The following is a 16024-nucleotide window of genomic DNA, read 5'->3' as shown; positions in this document are numbered from 1 at the left end:
ACCCGTGCACCCGCGGGGCGGGCGGTGGTCGCCGGCCGTTCACCCCGCCCTCATCCGCGGGTCCGTGACGTGCCCCGATCCCGGCCGGGGACCCGCCCGCGCGTACCATCACGGGCTGTCATCGCCCGGGCCAGCCGGGTGCCAGCGGCACGCCAGGAGGGCCCCACCCCGTGGCAGACACCCTGGACCGTTCCGGTCCGCAACCGACCGCCGACGCCGGCGCCCCGAACACCGCGTCCGCGACCGGCGAGATCGCCGTGCTCGCGACCGTCCAGGACACGCTCGCGAACGACGGCTCCGTCCGCGTCGCGCGCGGCATGTCGCTGTTCGGTGAGCACGCCGCGGGCTGGCTCGCGATCGGCCTCGCCGGAGCGGCGCTGGACCGTCCGCGCCGCCGTGAGTGGCTCGGTTCGGCGGCCGCGGTGGCGTTCGCACACGGTGCCTCGATCGGCGTCAAGCGCGTCGTCCGGCGGCGCCGCCCGGACCACCCCTCGGTCCGCGTCCTGGTCGGCACCCCGAGCCGGCTGAGTTTCCCGTCCTCGCACGCCACGTCCACGACCGCGGCCGCCGTGCTCTACGGCGGCCTGCTCGGCCGTCGCGCCCGGCCGGCGGCCGCCGCCACGGTCGGCCTGATGGCGCTCTCGCGCCTCGTCCTCGGCGTGCACTACCCGACCGACGTCGCCACCGGCACCGCGCTCGGCGCGGCCGTCGCCGCCGGCGCGCGACGCGCGATCCGCCGCAACCCCAGCACCGGAGGGTGAGCGCATGACCAGCACCGACCCCACGAAGGTCGACCGCACCGACCGCGACGACGAGGGATCCCCGTCCTCGTCGAACGGCTCGTCCGGCACCGACGGCTCGACGGGCACCGCCGCCTCCGCGGACGGGTCCGGCACGCCGTCGAAGGCCGCCGTCGCGGAGGCCGCCGACCCGACCACCCCCGTCGAGCCGGACGCCCCGGACGACGCCGGCACCCCCGAGGGCCACGAGGCCGACGCCGCGGGCGGGACCCCCGCGCCGCACGTCCCGCTGGACCCGTCCGAGCGGACCACGGCGATGGTCGCCCGCGGCCTGCTCAAGACGATGCGCCCGCGCCAGTGGGTGAAGAACGTCCTCGTGTTCGCCGCGCCGTTCGTCGGCGGCGGGCTCTTCGGCGTCGAGGTCCTGATCGACTGCCTCATCGCGTTCGTGGCGTTCTCGCTGGCCGCGTCGGGTGTCTACCTCGTCAACGACGCGCTCGACGTCGAGGCCGACCGCGCGCACCCGACGAAGCGCCGCCGCCCGATCGCCGCCGGTATCGTGCCGGTGCCGCTCGCCTACGCGGCGTCCGCGGTGCTGTTCGCGGCGGCGATCGTGCTGTCGATCCTGAGCACCTGGCAGCTCATCGTCGTGCTCGCCGTCTACGTTGCGGTGCAGCTGTCGTACTGCCTGTGGCTCAAGCACCAGCCGGTGCTGGACATCTGCATCGTCGCGTCCGGCTTCCTGATGCGGTCCATCGCCGGTGGTGTCGCGACCGAGATCCCGCTGTCCCAGTGGTTCCTGCTGGTCACCGGGTTCGGCTCGCTGTTCATGGTCGCCGGCAAGCGGTACGCCGAGATGCGCCTCGCCGAGGACACCGGCGCGAAGATCCGGAAGTCGCTGGAGAGCTACTCGGCCTCGTACCTGCGCTACATCTGGTCGCTGTCGGCCACAGTCATGATCATGACCTACGGCCTGTGGGCGTTCGAGATCCGCGAGGCGCACCACAACACCGTGTGGTCGGTGCTGTCGATCGTCCCGTTCGTGATCGCCGTGCTGCGGTACTCGGTGGACGTCGACAAGGGCTCCGGTGGGGAGCCCGAGGAGATCGCGCTGGGCGACCGGGCGCTCCAGGTGCTCGCGGTGGCCTGGATCGCGATGCTCACGCTCGCCGTCTACAGCTGACCGCCCCGGCCGGGCGCACGGGTCAGGAACGGCCCGTGTGCCAGGCCCAGGTGGCCGCCAGACCGTCGGCGAGGGTCGTGGGGGCCGGGAGGCCCAGCGCCGCGATCCCGCGCGACGGGTCCAGGCAGCTGCGCCGCAGCTCTCCGGGACGCGCCGGCTCGTGCTCGGGGGTGAAGGCGCCCTCGTCGATCCCGGCGATCCGGCCGATCGTCGCCGCCAGCTCGGTGACCGTCGACTCGGTCCCGGTCCCGACGTTGAACACCTCGCCGGCCAACTCCCCGGCGGCGAGCCGGTCCGCCGAGGCCGTCGCGGCCCGCGCCACGTCACCGACGAACAGGAAGTCGCGGGTCTGGCCGCCGTCGCCGAACACGGTGGGCCGCCGGCCGCTCCGCGCGCGGTCGCAGAACAGCGACACGACGCCGGCGCCCCCGGCCGGGTGCTGACGCGGGCCGTAGACGTTCGCGAACCGCAGCACCAGTGCGGGCAGGCCGTGCGCCCGGACGAAGAACCGCGTGTAGCGCTCCGCGGCGAGCTTGCTCATCCCGTACGGCGACTCGGGCTCGGCCGGCTCGTCCTCGGTCGTCGGCAGCGGCGCGCCGTCGCCGTAGATCGCCCCACCGGTGGAGCAGACGACGACCCCGCGGGCGCCGGTGTCCCGCGCGGCCTGCAGGACCGAGAGCGTGCCGAGGACGTTCACCGACGCGTCGTGCACCGGGTCGGCCATCGACGTGCGGACGTCGATCTGCGCGGCCAGGTGGTACACCGCCTCGGGTGCGAACTCGGCGGCGCACTTCGCGAACCCGTCGGTGTCGCGGATGTCGAGCTCGGTCAGCGCGACGCCGGGGGCGAGGTTCTCCCGCTTGCCGGACGACAGGTCGTCCACGACGAGCACCTCGTCACCGCGGGCGAGCAGGGTGTCGACGAGGGTGGAGCCGATGAAACCGGCTCCACCGGTGACGAGCGCGCGCATGGATCCCTCCGGGCTGGGTCGGGACGACGTGGTCACGAGGTCGTCCCCGGGGGCCACCACGTTATCGACCCGTACACGGTCCGCCCGAGCGCGGTAATGATCATCGCGGGGCGGGGGTGCTCTCCGGATCGCAGGCGGTGACGCGGTAGAGCGTGCTGCCGCCGCCGGAGAGGACCCGCTCGAACCCGTCGGTCCCGTCCAGGCCCGTCAGCCCGGGGAAGCTGTGGGACTGCTCGTGCCACGGCCAGTACGACACCGGACCTTCGATCACGTACCCGACGCCGGTGGTCCGCACCGCCGTGCACACGGCGGGGTCGCCTGCCGCGTACCGCAGCCGTTCCCGGATCACCTTCTGGTCGGGGGTCCAGTTCCCGCTGAGGTGGGGGAACATCACCTCGCGGCCGGTCAGGGCGTAGAGCAGCGAGTTCCCGGTCCAGGGGTTGGCCGCGACCACCACGTCGGGGGAGACGAGGCGGCCCGCCTGCTCGAGGAACTCCCGCTGCCCCGGCTGCAGCATCCAGGTGGCCTCGCGCTGGTAGGTGCCGGCCACGACGAAGGCGTGGACCCCCACCCGGAAGCCGTCCGACGCGAGGACGAGGACGGCCGCGACCGCCGCGATCACCGGCGTCGTCACCAGCCGGCGGCGTGCTGCGGGCAGCTCGGCACCGCGCAGCCGGATCGTCGCCCGGACGAGCAGGCCGACGGTGCCGACCACGCCGATGGTCGCGAGTGGCACACCCGTGAGCGGGACCATCGCACCGAGGCGGTAGGAGTCGTTGTACCAGGCTCCGGTGAGAGCGGTGGTCAACGCGCCCTCGCGCGACACGGCGAGGACGTACAGGAAACCCGAGACGAGGTGGGCCGGCACCAACCAGCCGGTGCGGGCCCGCCGGAGGGCGAACACGGCACCGACGAGGACGAGGACGGAGACCAGCGCCAACTCCGGACGCCCGTTCGTCGCGTTCCACAGCACACCGAGGACGGCCTCGCGGGCGCCCATGGAGGCCGGCCAGTCGTAGGACCGCACACTGGCCAGGAACGGCGACCAGGCGAGCAACCAGACCGTCGCCCCGAACGCCACGGCGACTGCCGACACCGCCGCGACCGCCCGGAGCGGCCGGTGCTCACGGATCCACCGGGTTGCCAGGACCCCACCGCCGTACGCGACGGGGGAGAGTCCGAGGACGAGCAGGCTGATCACCGCGCTCGGATGGGCCAGGCCGAGGCCCGCGACGACGAACGCGCCGAGCAGCGCCGCACCGGGCCGGCTGATCGCGCTCTCCCGGGTCAGCCCGAGGAGCGTCACCAGCGCGGCGAGTCCGGCGGGGACGAGGGCCAGGCCGATCAGGTTCGGCCACAACACCCCCCAGGTCATCAGCAGCCAGGGCATCGACGTGAACGCCGTCGAGAGGATTGGCGCGACCAGGAAGGCACCGGCCTGCGGTCCGACCAGCTGTCGGACCAGCAGTACGCACGACAGCGGCCAGACGACGGCGGCGACGACCAGCGCGACGATGTTGGACGCCACCGGGACTGTCACCCCCGACGTCAGGACGACGAGCGCGACGAGGTCGTGCCAGGCAGCCGGGTACACCGCTGGTCGCCCCGGGCTCGTCAGCTCACCGAGCGTGAGTGACGAACCGTCGCCGGTGCCCAGGATCCTGGCGACCGCGCTGTAGTGATGGACGGCGTCGTAGGTCGGCGAGATCGTGTCGACGGGCCCGAACGCGAGGACGAGCGTCAGCCAGCAGATCGCGATCGTGACGGCCATCCCGGTGGCCAGCGAGATCCTGGCGAGGGCGCCGTCGGGGCCCGCCCGCAGTGCGGCGGCTCGCCGGTACAGGGACCGCTCCTCGGCCGGTGGCGCGTCGGCGGCGACCGGGGACGTGGGCCGGGGCCGGACCAGTCGTCGGACGACCGCACGTGCGGCGAGCACCACCACGGCGCACAGCAGTACGGCGGCCACGACCGGTGCCGCTCCCCACGGAATCCCGAGCCTGCCCGCAGCGACGGCGGTCGTCGCGATCAGAGCGACCGAGATCATCGGCGCCGATCCCCAGCAGGCGATGCCCCGCCAGCCCGCGGTCCGGGCGACGAGTGCGCCGGGAATCAGACACCAGGCAGCGGCCACCACGGCGGCGGGGACCGCCGCCGTCCACGTCACGGCCGGACCCGTCCTGCCTGCTCACCGGCGGGGAAGCGATGGTCATCGATATTGACGAGAGGCACTCGCGAAGCATACGAGTGCCCTTTGCGTCAGCCGGTCCCGGAGTCCCTCCGGCGTGTCGGAGCGGGTTCAGGAACCCGTCGGTTCCGCGGAGCTGGTGGAGCCGGCGGACTCGTCGGCCGGGGGTCGGTGGCCGTTCCTCGACGGCTCGCGCAGGTCGAGCTCGTCGAGCCGCTGCTGGAGCTCCTCCTCGCGGCGGCTCAGCTCCGCGTCGCGGACGGCGATCTGCCGGGCCAGGTTCGTCAGGTGCTGACTGATCTCGCGGTCCCGCAGGTAGGTGTTCAGCATCCCGAAGACGAACGCGACGACCAGCAGGTAGACGATCAGGTCGGTACCGCGGCCGATGCCCAGGGCGCGGGCGACGAACGTGACGTCGTCCGGCCGCAGGATCGCGTAGATGTTGAGCACCACGAAGGCGCCGAACGCGAGTCGCTTGCTCGCCCGGACCCCCACGCTCTGCCCGCTCCGGACGAAGTAGACCAGCGCGCCGATCGTGGCGACCAGCAGGAGGATCTGCAGGATCACGGTGTTCGCCTCCTGGGTCATCGCTGCCGGACCGACAGGTCGAACAGGATGTTCACCCCGTTGAACAACGACTGCCCCTTGGAACGGGAGTACTCGGTGTAGTGAATGGTGACCGGCACCTCGCGGATCCGCCACGGCGACCCGGCCAGTGCCGCGACGATCTCCGACGCGTGCGCCATCCCGTTCATCGAGATCCGCAGCTCCTCGACGACCGGCCGGGACAGCACCCGGAGGCCGTTGTGGGCGTCGGTCAGCTTGAGCTTCCGGCTCGACGGCGACAGCGCCGCGACCGTGCGCAGCACGATCCGCTTGAGCAGCGGGATCGGCTCGGTGGACTCCAGGAACCGGGAGCCGAGTACGACGTCGGCTTGACCGGTGCGGACGAGCTCCGCCATCCGGTGGGCGTCGTCGATGTCGTGCTGCCCGTCGGCGTCGAAGGTGACGATCCGCTCGGCGCCGCGCCGCAGCGCGTAGTCGATCCCGGTCTGCAGGGACGCGCCCTGGCCGAGGTTGATCGGGTGCTTGACGAGGTGCGCCGCCGTCCCCGCGATGCGCTCGGCGGAGGCGTCGCGGCTGCCGTCGTCGACACACACGACGTTCGGGAAGCGGGTGCGGATCCCGTCGACCACCTCGGCGATGACGGTCTCCTCGTTGTACACGGGGACCACCACCCAGGTGCCGGTGTCGGCGGCCACGTCCACTCCCTCGCTCCTCCCGGGCGCCGGGTGCTCCCGTCCGCCACCCCGCAGGCTATCGGTCCCGTTCCGGGCGGTACGCGACGGTCGGCCGCGATCCGGACCTAACGGGCATTCCGTACGGTGGAGGGGATGGATGCGAGGACGCTGCTCGAGCTGATGCTGTCCGACCTGGATGACGCGCCGGAACTGTACCGGCCGACCGACTTCTGGCGGACCGGACTGGAGAAGGTCGTCTCCGACCTGCGTGACCGTGGGTTCGCGGAGTTCCGCGGGCACCCGTCCGCGCAGTACTTCTACGCGCCGCAGTACGCCCCGGTGTCCCGGCCCGCCGCGGCGCTCGCGCGGGTGCTCGGGACGGCGGGTGAGCCGGGCAGGCTGGTGCGTGAGCGCATCGACCAGGTCCCGGTCGCGCGGGCGCACCACGCCTCGGTCACGGCGCTCGACCCGGCCGACCGGCCGCCGTTCCTCGGCGGGTTCTCCGAGTCGACCGCGGGTGCGCCGGCCGAGCAGCTCGTGTTCGCCGGCCGCCGGTTCAGCCGGTCCTCGCTGAACTACCTCCGTGGCCTGGTGATGCTGAAGCGGGCCGTGCCCGATCTCGACGTGACGACCGTCCTGGAGATCGGCGGCGGGTTCGGCACGCTCGGCGAGATCCTCGCCGGCACCGAGGACGTGCGCTACATCGACGTCGACATCCCGCCGGTCGCCGCGGTCGCGACGCACTACCTGCGCGAGGTGCTGGGGGAGGGCCGGGTGCTCGACTACGCGGCCACCCGCGAGCAGGAGAAGATCCCGATCGACGAGATCGACCGGCCGGCGACGGTGCTGTGCTCCTGGCAGCTGCCCCGGCTGACCGGCACCGTCGACCTGTTCGCCAACTTCATCTCGTTCCAGGAGATGGAACCCGAGGTCGTCGAGAACTACGCGAACCTGGTCACCGACCTCGGCGCGCGCTGGCTGCTGCTGCGCAACTCGCCGACCGGGAAGCCCGGCGTGCGCGAACCGATGCTCCGGCACCGTTACCTGGAGATGTTCGACCGCTTCGAGCTCGTCGACTCCGACGCCGGCCTGTACGGCCAGGACTCGGAGGGCACGGTGTCCGAGGTGATGGTGCTGGCCCGCCGGTGACTACCCTCGGCGGCATGCGCATCCCCGACGCGATCGAGATCGGTGGCCACCGTGTGGGGCCCGGCGAGCGGCCGTTCGTCATCGCGGAGGTGTCCGGCAACCACAACGGCTCGCTGGACCGCGCGCTGGAGATCGTCGACGCCATCGCCGGCACCGGCGCGCAGGCGGTCAAGTTCCAGACCTACCGCGCCGACACGATCACCATCGACGCCGACGGCCCGGCCTTCCGGATCCGCGACGACCACGGACTGTGGGGCGGCCGGAACCTCTACCAGCTCTACGAGCAGGCGCACACGCCGTGGGAGTGGCACGCGCCGCTCTTCACACGGGCCCGCGAGCACGGCCTCGTCCCGTTCTCCAGCCCGTTCGACCCGACGGCGATCGACCTGCTGGAGTCGCTCGACGCGCCGGCCTACAAGGTCGCGTCGGCCGAGCTCGTCGACCTGCCGCTGATCCGGCGGATGGCGGCCACCGGCAAGCCGATGGTGATGTCCACCGGGATGGCGACGCTGGCCGAGATCGACGCGGCCGTCGCCGCCGCCCGGGACGGTGGCGCGATCGAGATCGTGCTGCTGGCGTGCACGGCGTCGTACCCCGCCGACCCGGTCGACGCGAACCTGCAGACGATCCCGGCGCTGCGCGAGGCGTTCGGCGTGCCGGTCGGCCTCTCCGACCACACCCCGGGCATCGGCGTGCCGGTCGCCGCGGTCGCGCTCGGCGCCGTCGCGATCGAGAAGCACGTGACGCTGCAGCGGGCCGACGGCGGGGTCGACTCGGACTTCTCCCTGGAGCCCGGCGAGCTGGCGTCGCTCGTCACCGAGACCGACGTGGCCCGGCGCGCGCTGGGCCCGGCCCGGTTCGGCCCGCGGGAGTCCGAGCGGGACACCCTCGCGCTGCGCCGCTCGCTCTACGTCGTCGCCGACGTCGCCGCCGGCGAGAAGGTCACCGACGACAACGTCCGGTCCATCCGCCCCGCCGGTGGGCTGCCGACGGACGCGATCACGACGGTGCTGGGGCGCACCTTCACCCGCGACGTCGCCCGCGGGACGCCGCTGACCTGGGACCTGGTCTAGCCGGTCGGAGCCCGGCTATCGAGGAGCAGCATCGCCACCCTGCTCGTCGCCGTGGAACATCCGCCGGATGTCGGGATCGAGCCCTTCGACGTCGCTGTCGTCGTAGCGGATCCGAGGTTCGTCCTCGGTCAGGAAGGCCCTGACCAGTGCGTTCACCTCGTCCGGGGACTCCCGGTTCGACCAGTGGCCCCGCCCGGGCAGGACCTCCAGCCGGGCCCCGGGGACGGCGTCCGCCGCCGCGCGGGTCCGCGCGAGGGGGATGCCGGCGTCCCGGTCGCCCTGGACGAACAGTGCCGGACACCGGATCTCCGGCAGCCGCGGACGCAGGTCCAGCCGCATGCGGCGGAAGCCGATCGAGTCGTTCTGCCAGTCCGAGCTGCCGGCGTTCCCGGCCCGGGCCTCGTCCAGCACCCGTTCGACGATCTCGTCGAGGTCGGCGACGCGGTCGGACGAGCCGAACAGTGCCCGACGGGTGAAGGCGGTGACGGCCGCCCGGCTGCGGAACGCCAGGTTCGGCAGGGTCCGCGACAGCAGCGGCACCCTCGCGGTGAGCCACAGCAGCTGGTGGAGCCCCGGCGGGAACTCCAGGATCCCGGCCGGGGCGAGCGCGACGAGGCGCTCCACCCGGTCCGGGTGCTCGATCGCGGAGGCGAGCGCCAGTGCGCCGCCCTGGGAGAGCCCGACGACGGCGGCCCGCTCGACGCCGAGGTCGTCCAGCACGTCGGTGACCGTCCGCAGCAGGACGGCGTGCGTGGCCCGGCCGTTCCACGGCCGGCTGCGGCCCTGCTTCGGCCAGTCCGGCGCGATCACCCGGTGGTCGCGCGCGAGGTCCGGGATCAGGTGCTTCCAGCTCAGCATCGCGTTGTCGAGGCCGGCGCCGGACAGCAGCAGCACCGGCGGGCCGGTGTCCCCGGCGAGGTGGACGTGCAGGTTCCCCTCGGGCCGCTCGATCACGTGGTCGCGCGGGGTGGTCATCGGTCGCCTCCGGTGCGCCGGGACTCCCACCGCTCCCACAGGGCGGGCAGCTCGGACTCCAGGAACAGGTAGAGCTCGTGGACGTTCACGAGCCGGTCGCGGCGGGCGTCCGGCTCGTCGGCGAGCACGTCGAGGCCGTGCTCCAGCACCCGCCGGAACGCGGTGGCCCGGGCGTGGCGCTCGGCGAGCATCCGGCTCCAGCCGTCGGGCGCGATCCGGAACAGCTCGACCCGCGAGTCGCGGGTGCGCACCCGTTCCACGAGGCCGCCGGGCGTCAGCATCCGGGTCGCGGTGCTGATCGAGCTGCGGCTGACACCGAGCACCTCGGCCAGCTGGGCGGCGCTCTGCTCGGGCGGGTCGCTGATCAGCAGCCAGCCGATCACCCGGCCGGTGATCAGCGGCAGGCCCTCGCGCTCGAAGGACGCGGCGATCTCGTCGACGACGTCGAGTTCCTGTTCCGTGGGTGGCACGAAACGGACATTACAGTCTTTGCAGCAGTTACTGCAAAGACTGGCCGCTGCGGTCGTCGGGGCCGTCGCCCCAGCCACGGGCGGCCAGTGCCTCGCCGAGTGCGTCGGCGTGCCGCAGTGTGCGGATCATGAACGGCACCGCGAACGCCGTCACCGACCCGCCGGCACGGCGGGCCCGGGCCGCGGCCCTGACCTGCCCGGCGATGCCGGACAGCGTCCCCACGGACTGGATCGTCAGCCCGACGAGAAGACCGAGGCGCTCGGGGTCGACGCCGAACCGGCGGAACGGCCCGAGGCCGCGTTCGACCGCACCGACCAGGTCGTCCACCCGGGTCGTGAGCGTGAACAGGGTGGCCACCCCGATCGCGGCGACCAGCCGCAGCGCGATCACCAGCGCCCGGTCCGGGCCGAGCAGCCACCACTGGACGACCCCGATCAGCACCAGCAGCAGCACCAGGGTGCGCAGCAGTGGCCTGATCCGCCGCCACGGGATCCGGGCGACGACGTAGCCGAGCGCCACCACCCCGCAGACCGCCCCGAGGATCCGCGGGTCGGAGGTCAGGACGGTGCCCCCGGCCACCACCAGGACGACGAGCAGCGACGGGCCGGCCGGCGCGCGGTGCAGCGGGCTCGTGCCGGGTTCGTAGAGGCCGAGCGGGGTCACTCCGAACAGATCTTCCGGTAGTACGCGACCGCGGGGCCCGGCTCGTCGTCGGCGACGACCCGGCCACCGTCGAGGACGATCACGCGGTCGAAGCCGTCGAGCAGGTCGAGGTCGTGGGTGGCGAGCAGGACCTGCTGCCGCAGCCCGGCGAGCCGCTCCGCGAACGCACGCTTGTTGCGCAGGTCGAGCAGGGTGGTGGGCTCGTCGCACACCAGCACGTCCGGGTCGAGCACGAGCACCGCGCACAGCGCGAGGAGCTGCTTCTGCCCGCCGGAGAGCTGGTGCGCGGGGTGCTCCACGTGGTCGCCGAGGCCGAACTCGGTGAGCTTCTCCGCGGCCAGCCGGGCCCGCTCCGCACGGTTCCGGACGGTCCGGCGCAGCGAGAACGCGACGTCCTCACCGGCCGTCGGCATGACGATCTGCGAGTCGGGGTCGCTGAACACGAACCCGACCCGGCGCCGGACCGCGGCACCCTGGCGAGCGGGGTCGCGGCCGTCGACCCGGACGCTGCCCGCGGTCGGGCGGACCAGCCCGTTGACCGTACGCGCGAGGGTCGACTTGCCGGACCCGTTCGCGCCGACCAGCGCGACCCGCTGCTGGGGCAGGGTGAGATCGACCCCGTCGAGGACGACGCGCTCGCCGTACCGGTGGCCGATCCCGTCGAACTCGATCATCGGACGACCCTCCAGCGGGTGGCGACGCCGAGGCCGCCCCCGGACGACAGTGCGGCCAGACCGGTCTCGCCGAGCCCCTGCACGACGAGACGGTGGAACAGCCGGACGACGAGCACGGCCCCCGACGCACCCCACGGATGGCCGAGCGCGATGGCGCCGCCGTCCGGGCTGACCCGGTCCTCGTCGAGCCCGGCGGCGTCGACGCAGGCCAGGACCTGCCCGGCGAAGGCCTCGGTGAACTCGATCGCGTCCGGCGCGGCGGGATCCCCCGGTGGCGGGTCACCGCCGGACAGCGGGACCGGACGCAGCGGCGGCAGGCCCTGCGCCGCGACGATCGCCGGGACCGCGCCGAGCCCCAGCAGCTCGGGGGCGCAGCCGCGGGTTGCGGCGGCCTCCAGCGCGAGACCGGGGACGCCGAGCTCCCGGCGGCGGGCCTCGGAGACCAGGAGGACGGCGGCCGCCCCGTCGTTCACGCCGCACGAGTTCGCGGCGGTGTGCGTGCCGTCCGCGGTGAAGGCGGGCCGGAACCGGGCGAGCCGCTCGGCGGTGAACCGGTCGCGGGGACGCTCGTCGGCGGTGGCCCCGCCGACGGCGACGATCTCGCCGTCGAACCGGCCCGCGCGCTGTGCGGCGACGGCGCGGGCGTGGCTGCGGGCGGCGAAGACGTCCTGGCGTTCCCGGGAGATCCCGGACCGTGCGGCGAGGACGTCCGCGGCCGGCCCCATGTCGGGGTCGGGGCTCCCGGCCGGGGCGAACGGTGCCCGGGTGTACGACGTGCCGTCCGGCCAGGTCCGGACCGGTGCGGTGGAGGCGGACTCGACACCTCCGGCGAGGTACGCGGCGCCGTCGCCCGCCCGGACCGAGCCGGCCGCGGCGACGATCGCGGCGAGCCCGCTCGCGCACTGCCGGTCGACGGTCATCCCGGGGACGGTCTCGCCCAGCCCGGCCGCCAGCGCTGTGACCCGCGCCGGGTTGCCGCCGGGGCCGAACACGTTGCCGAGCAGCACGTCGTCGACCGGGGTGTCGATCTCCGCGGCCAGCGCGGCGAGCACCGGCGCCGCGAGCGCGTCGACGGTGTGGCCGCGCAGCGCGCCACCCGCCGTGCCGATCGGGGTGCGGCGGGCCGCGATCACGACCGGGGTGTCGTCGGGGGTCATCCGCCGCCCCCGTCCCCGCCGGTCCCGCAGGCCCGGGCGTCGAGGACGCCGTCCCGCAGGCCCGCGTCGACGGCCGCCCGCGCGGGCTTGCCGGAGCCGAGCCGCGGCAGCTCGTCCGTGACGAGCCAGCGCCGCGGACGCTTCGCCGGGGACAGCGCCCGCCGGGCCGCGTCCCGCAGCGCCCGGCGGTCCGGCGCGTGGCCCGGCACCGGCTCGACGACGGCGGTCACCAGCATCTCCAGCGACGGGTGCGGCGTACCGGCGACGACGACGTCCGCGACGCCCGGGACCGCGCGCAGCACCTGCTCGACCTCCTCGGGGACGACCAGCGTCCCGCCCGAGGGGATCGTTGCGGAGGCACGGCCGAGCACGGTGAGCGACCCGTCGCCGGCGATCTCGGCCCGGTCGCCGACGGTGCTCGGGCCGGGCGTCGCCGGTTCCAGCACACCGTGGCGCAGCCGTCCGGCGACGGCCTGCGGGCTGGTGAGCCAGAGCACCCCGTCGCGCAGCTCGGTACGCACGTCCCGGACCGGACGCAGCGGGCCGCCGTCGCGCCGGATCGCGATCAGCGAGTGCTCGGCCGAGCCGTAGTACTCGAGCAGCAGGGTGTCCGGGAGCAGCCGCGCGCACCGCTCGCGGACCGCCGGTGCGACGTGCGCGCCCCCGCAGACGATCACCGACGGCCCGGGCCCGGCCGGGTGCCGCTCCCGGTCGTCGAGCAGCGCGGACAGCAGTGCCGGGACGAGGTGGACGGTGCCGGCGGCGCGGGCGTCGGCGGGATCGAGCCGGTCGGTCGTGACGACGTCGAGCCCGTGGTGGAGCGCGTGCACCGCGCCGAACAGGTACAGCGTCGACGACGGCGGCCCCGGCACCAGGACCGGTCCCGGCAGCGGACCGAGCACGTCGAACCCGATCCGCCAGGACCGGCGGGTCCGGGCGAGGACGGACGGGATGCCGGTGCTGCCGGACGTCGTCGGGAGCAGGAAGAGGCCGTCCCCGTGCCGCGCGGGCCGGTCGGCGCGCGCCGCCGGCGCCGGACCGTCGCCGGTCGGGAGGACCAGGTCCGGGTCGACGTCGGCGAGGACCGACGCGCGTTCGCGGGCCGACCACCCCGGGTCCGCGACGAGCGACGCGGCGCCCAGCCGGTCGGCCGCGAGCAGGTACGGCAGGACGTCCCAGCGGGACCGCGCCGGTGCGTCCAGCACGATCCGGTCCCCGGCCCGGGCGCCGAGGGCGGCGAGCCGGGTCCGGGCCGCGTCGACGGCCCCGGCCAGGTCGTCCGGGAGCCGGAGGTCGAGTCCGGGCGGGGCGGGGTGTGGCGCCGTCCGGGCGTGCCCCGCCGTCACCGGACCCGGGGCTCCGCGGACGCCGGCGGCGGCAGCAGGTCGGGCAGCGCGCGGTGCACCAGCCCGGCGATCACCGCGGCCAGCACGACCTTGATCAGGTCACCGGGGACGAACACCAGCGACTGCACGAGGCCGGCGCCCAGGTCGCCGACGTAGGCGCCGATCACCGGGATGCCGATCAGGTAGTCGGCGAGCAGCCCGGCGAGGCAGGCGAGGAGCAGGACCGGGAACGTCCGCCTGCGGGACCGCTGCACGATCAGGCCGGTGACCAGCGCCGACAGCAGCCAGCCCAGGACGAACCCGGCGCTCGGGCCGACGAACACGCTGATCCCGCCGCGGCCCCCGGACAGCAGCGGCAACCCGATCGCGGTCAGCACGAGCAGCAGCGCGACCGCCGCCGTCCCGAGCCGCCAGCCCAGGATGGCGCCGGCCAGGATCGGACCGGCGTTCTGCACGACGATCGGGACGCCGGCGACGCCGCCGATCCCCGGGAACAGGCCGAGGACGGCGATGAACGCGGCGAACACGACGACCCGCGCGAGGTCGGCGGCGGGCAGCGCGGGACGGGATCCGGACACGCGCGAAGGGTAGGTCACCCCGGCGTGTCGGCGGCACATCATGCGGGTTGTGTCACCGCGACACGACCGGTCAGAGCGTCCGGCGGAGGGTGCGGAAACCGTCGTCGTCCGGGCCGGTGCCGTCGTCGGCGTACCCGGCGCGGGCGAACAGCCGGGCCGACGCGGCGTTCCCGGTGTGCACGACGGCGATCACCGGTGTCCCGGGGCCGGTGGCCGTCCGCAGCGCGTCCTCGCCGGCCCGCAGCAGCGGGACGGCGAGCCCGGACCCGCGCCGCTCCGGGGCGACCGTGATCGAGACCTCCCAGCCGGTGCAGTCCCGGTCCCAGCGGACCGTGCCGACCGCACCGTCCACGTCGGACACGACGAGCAGCCGCCGGTCGGTGCGGTCGAGGGAGCCCGCGAGCCAGCGCCGGTGCGCGTCGAGGTCGATCTCGCCGGTGGAGCGCGACCACCGCCGGGTCTCCGGGTCGTTGCGCCAGCCGAGCAGCATCTCCGCGTCGTCGAGCCGGGCGGGGCGGGCGTGCAGGGCGCTCGCGAGGACGGTGTGCTCGACGTGCTCCCGCCGGGCGGCCCCGTCCGGTTCGCCGACGGCGGCGGCGAGCGCGTCCACGATCCGGTTCGCCCCCTCGCCGTCGACGACGGTCCGGGCCCGCGCCCCGAGCGCGTCCCTGCGGCCGGGGCCGGTCAGCAGGTCCCGCAGGACGGCCGCCCCCGGCTCCGGGTCGGCGAGGTCCGCGGCCCCGCCGAGCCCGGCCGCGGCGCCCGCGGCGACGACCGTCCGGTAGCCCTCGACCTGGTTGTCCGCGGCCAGGACCAGGGCCATCGGGACGCCGACGCAGCACAGCTCCCACACCGTCGTCCCGGCCGCGCTGACCACCAGGTCCATCTCGGCCATCGCCGCGGGCAGGTCCGGCAGCGGGGCGATCGCGCGGAACCGCGCCGGGCCGCCCTCCGGGAGCGTGACCGACCGGCCCGCGGGGACGACGACGTCGACCTCGGCCGGGACGTCCGCGGCGGCCAGCGCCGCCACCACCCGCCCGAGCAGCCCGGCCGCGTCGGTGCCGCCCATGACGACCAGCACCCGGGGCGGGACCCCGACGGTGGCGGGACGGAGGTCCCGGTCGCGGACCTCCCGCACCCGGCGGGCGCGCCGGGCCGCGATCCGCAGCGGGGCGTACGCGGGTCCGCGCAGCAGCGTCGTCGAGCCGTCGTCGGGCCGGGGATGGTCGTCGGCACCCAGGTTGGGGTCGACGACCAGGTCACCCGGCCGACGGCCGGTGGTGAAGTCCTCGACCGTGGACAGCGCGATGCCGGCCGCGTTCAGCGGTGCGCGCAGGTCGGTGCCGAGCAGGTAGTGGTCGACGTGCACCGCGTCGATGCGGTGGTCGCGGCACAACGCGACCAGGTCGTCGGCCGAGTCGGCCGCATCGAGCAACGTCCCGGGCGGGACGGGTCCGCCGGGCGCCAGCCCGGCCCACAGCCAGCCCAAGCCGTCCAGGCGGCCGGACCAGAACACCTCGTGCCCGGACGCCGTCGCCGCCTCGGCCACGGCGGCGCACCGGACGGCGTGCCCGACCCCCGTCGACGGGCCGGCGTCGCAGCGGAGCAGCAACCGCACC

16 protein-coding genes are annotated in these 16024 nt (G+C 74.7%); 4 read left to right on the top strand and 12 right to left on the bottom strand.

Translation table 11 applies throughout. The features are described from left to right. Positions 1–170: 170 nt before the first annotated feature. Together PP1_RS16185 and PP1_RS16180 are read left to right on the top strand one after the other, a co-directional pair. Positions 171–761, top strand: a complete 591-nt coding sequence (locus PP1_RS16185) for a phosphatase PAP2 family protein (RefSeq protein ID WP_010240574.1) — start codon at positions 171–173, stop codon at positions 759–761. Between the two features lie 4 nt (positions 762–765). Then, complete coding sequence (locus tag PP1_RS16180) at positions 766–1923, top strand: decaprenyl-phosphate phosphoribosyltransferase (RefSeq protein WP_010240576.1); 1158 nt, start codon at positions 766–768, stop codon at positions 1921–1923. 22 nt (positions 1924–1945) lie between these two features. Here the strand turns inward: PP1_RS16180 and PP1_RS16175 are convergent, their stop codons facing one another. The 4 genes from PP1_RS16175 to PP1_RS16160 all read right to left on the bottom strand — a co-directional run bounded on the left by PP1_RS16175 (position 1946) and on the right by PP1_RS16160 (position 6340). Next, the gene (locus PP1_RS16175) at positions 1946–2893 is read right to left on the bottom strand and encodes an NAD-dependent epimerase/dehydratase family protein (protein ID WP_010240578.1); all 948 of its coding nucleotides are present in this window, start codon (positions 2891–2893) and stop codon (positions 1946–1948) included. Positions 2894–2993: 100 nt separating this feature from the next. Next, entirely contained in the window at positions 2994–5057 is a 2064-nt protein-coding gene (locus PP1_RS16170; RefSeq protein WP_010240579.1) for a DUF6541 family protein, read from the bottom strand. Positions 5058–5189: 132 nt separating this feature from the next. Next, a complete protein-coding gene (locus PP1_RS16165; RefSeq protein WP_212592091.1) occupies positions 5190–5645 on the bottom strand; it encodes a DUF2304 domain-containing protein in 456 nt (151 codons plus the stop codon). A gap of 17 nt (positions 5646–5662) precedes the next feature. Further along, entirely contained in the window at positions 5663–6340 is a 678-nt protein-coding gene (locus PP1_RS16160) for a glycosyltransferase family 2 protein (protein WP_202796449.1), read from the bottom strand. A 132-nt stretch (positions 6341–6472) separates the two neighbouring features. Here PP1_RS16160 and PP1_RS16155 point away from each other — a divergent pair, with 132 nt between their 5' ends. Both PP1_RS16155 and pseI read left to right on the top strand, forming a co-directional pair. Further along, on the top strand, positions 6473–7468 hold the full coding sequence (locus PP1_RS16155) for a putative sugar O-methyltransferase (protein WP_010240583.1): 996 nt from the start codon (positions 6473–6475) through the stop codon (positions 7466–7468). Between the two features lie 14 nt (positions 7469–7482). After that, positions 7483–8541: a pseudaminic acid synthase gene (gene pseI, locus PP1_RS16150; RefSeq protein WP_010240584.1), complete on the top strand. Its 1059-nt coding sequence runs from the start codon at positions 7483–7485 to the stop codon at positions 8539–8541. Positions 8542–8556: 15 nt separating this feature from the next. Here the strand turns inward: pseI and PP1_RS16145 are convergent, their stop codons facing one another. From PP1_RS16145 to PP1_RS16110, 8 genes are read right to left on the bottom strand one after another with little or no spacing between them, the layout of a single operon-like run. Beyond that, complete coding sequence (locus PP1_RS16145; RefSeq protein WP_010240586.1) at positions 8557–9516, bottom strand: alpha/beta fold hydrolase; 960 nt, start codon at positions 9514–9516, stop codon at positions 8557–8559. Further along, positions 9513–9986, bottom strand: a complete 474-nt coding sequence (locus PP1_RS16140) for a GbsR/MarR family transcriptional regulator (RefSeq protein WP_010240588.1) — start codon at positions 9984–9986, stop codon at positions 9513–9515. The genes PP1_RS16145 and PP1_RS16140 overlap by 4 nt, the downstream gene beginning before the upstream one ends. A gap of 28 nt (positions 9987–10014) precedes the next feature. Further along, entirely contained in the window at positions 10015–10650 is a 636-nt protein-coding gene (locus PP1_RS16135) for an energy-coupling factor transporter transmembrane component T family protein (protein ID WP_010240590.1), read from the bottom strand. Next, complete coding sequence (locus tag PP1_RS16130; RefSeq protein WP_010240592.1) at positions 10647–11324, bottom strand: energy-coupling factor ABC transporter ATP-binding protein; 678 nt, start codon at positions 11322–11324, stop codon at positions 10647–10649. Before PP1_RS16130 ends, PP1_RS16135 begins: the two co-directional genes overlap by 4 nt. Continuing rightward, positions 11321–12481: a thiolase family protein gene (locus tag PP1_RS16125; protein WP_075313895.1), complete on the bottom strand. Its 1161-nt coding sequence runs from the start codon at positions 12479–12481 to the stop codon at positions 11321–11323. Before PP1_RS16125 ends, PP1_RS16130 begins: the two co-directional genes overlap by 4 nt. Then, a complete protein-coding gene (locus PP1_RS16120) occupies positions 12478–13827 on the bottom strand; it encodes an AMP-binding protein (protein WP_249265914.1) in 1350 nt (449 codons plus the stop codon). Before PP1_RS16120 ends, PP1_RS16125 begins: the two co-directional genes overlap by 4 nt. Next, positions 13824–14444, bottom strand: a complete 621-nt coding sequence (locus PP1_RS16115; RefSeq protein WP_050802446.1) for a biotin transporter BioY — start codon at positions 14442–14444, stop codon at positions 13824–13826. Before PP1_RS16115 ends, PP1_RS16120 begins: the two co-directional genes overlap by 4 nt. Before the next feature lie 31 nt (positions 14445–14475). Further along, positions 14476–16023, bottom strand: a complete 1548-nt coding sequence (locus tag PP1_RS16110; RefSeq protein WP_075313896.1) for a bifunctional UDP-2,4-diacetamido-2,4,6-trideoxy-beta-L-altropyranose hydrolase/GNAT family N-acetyltransferase — start codon at positions 16021–16023, stop codon at positions 14476–14478. Position 16024: the final 1 nt, after the last annotated feature.

It is taken from the genome of Pseudonocardia sp. P1 (genome assembly GCF_000178675.2).
Classification (GTDB): Bacteria; Actinomycetota; Actinomycetes; order Mycobacteriales; family Pseudonocardiaceae; genus Pseudonocardia.
The sequence above is the reverse complement of the archived record's forward strand: the minus strand, read 5'-3'. Positions and strand labels throughout refer to the sequence as shown.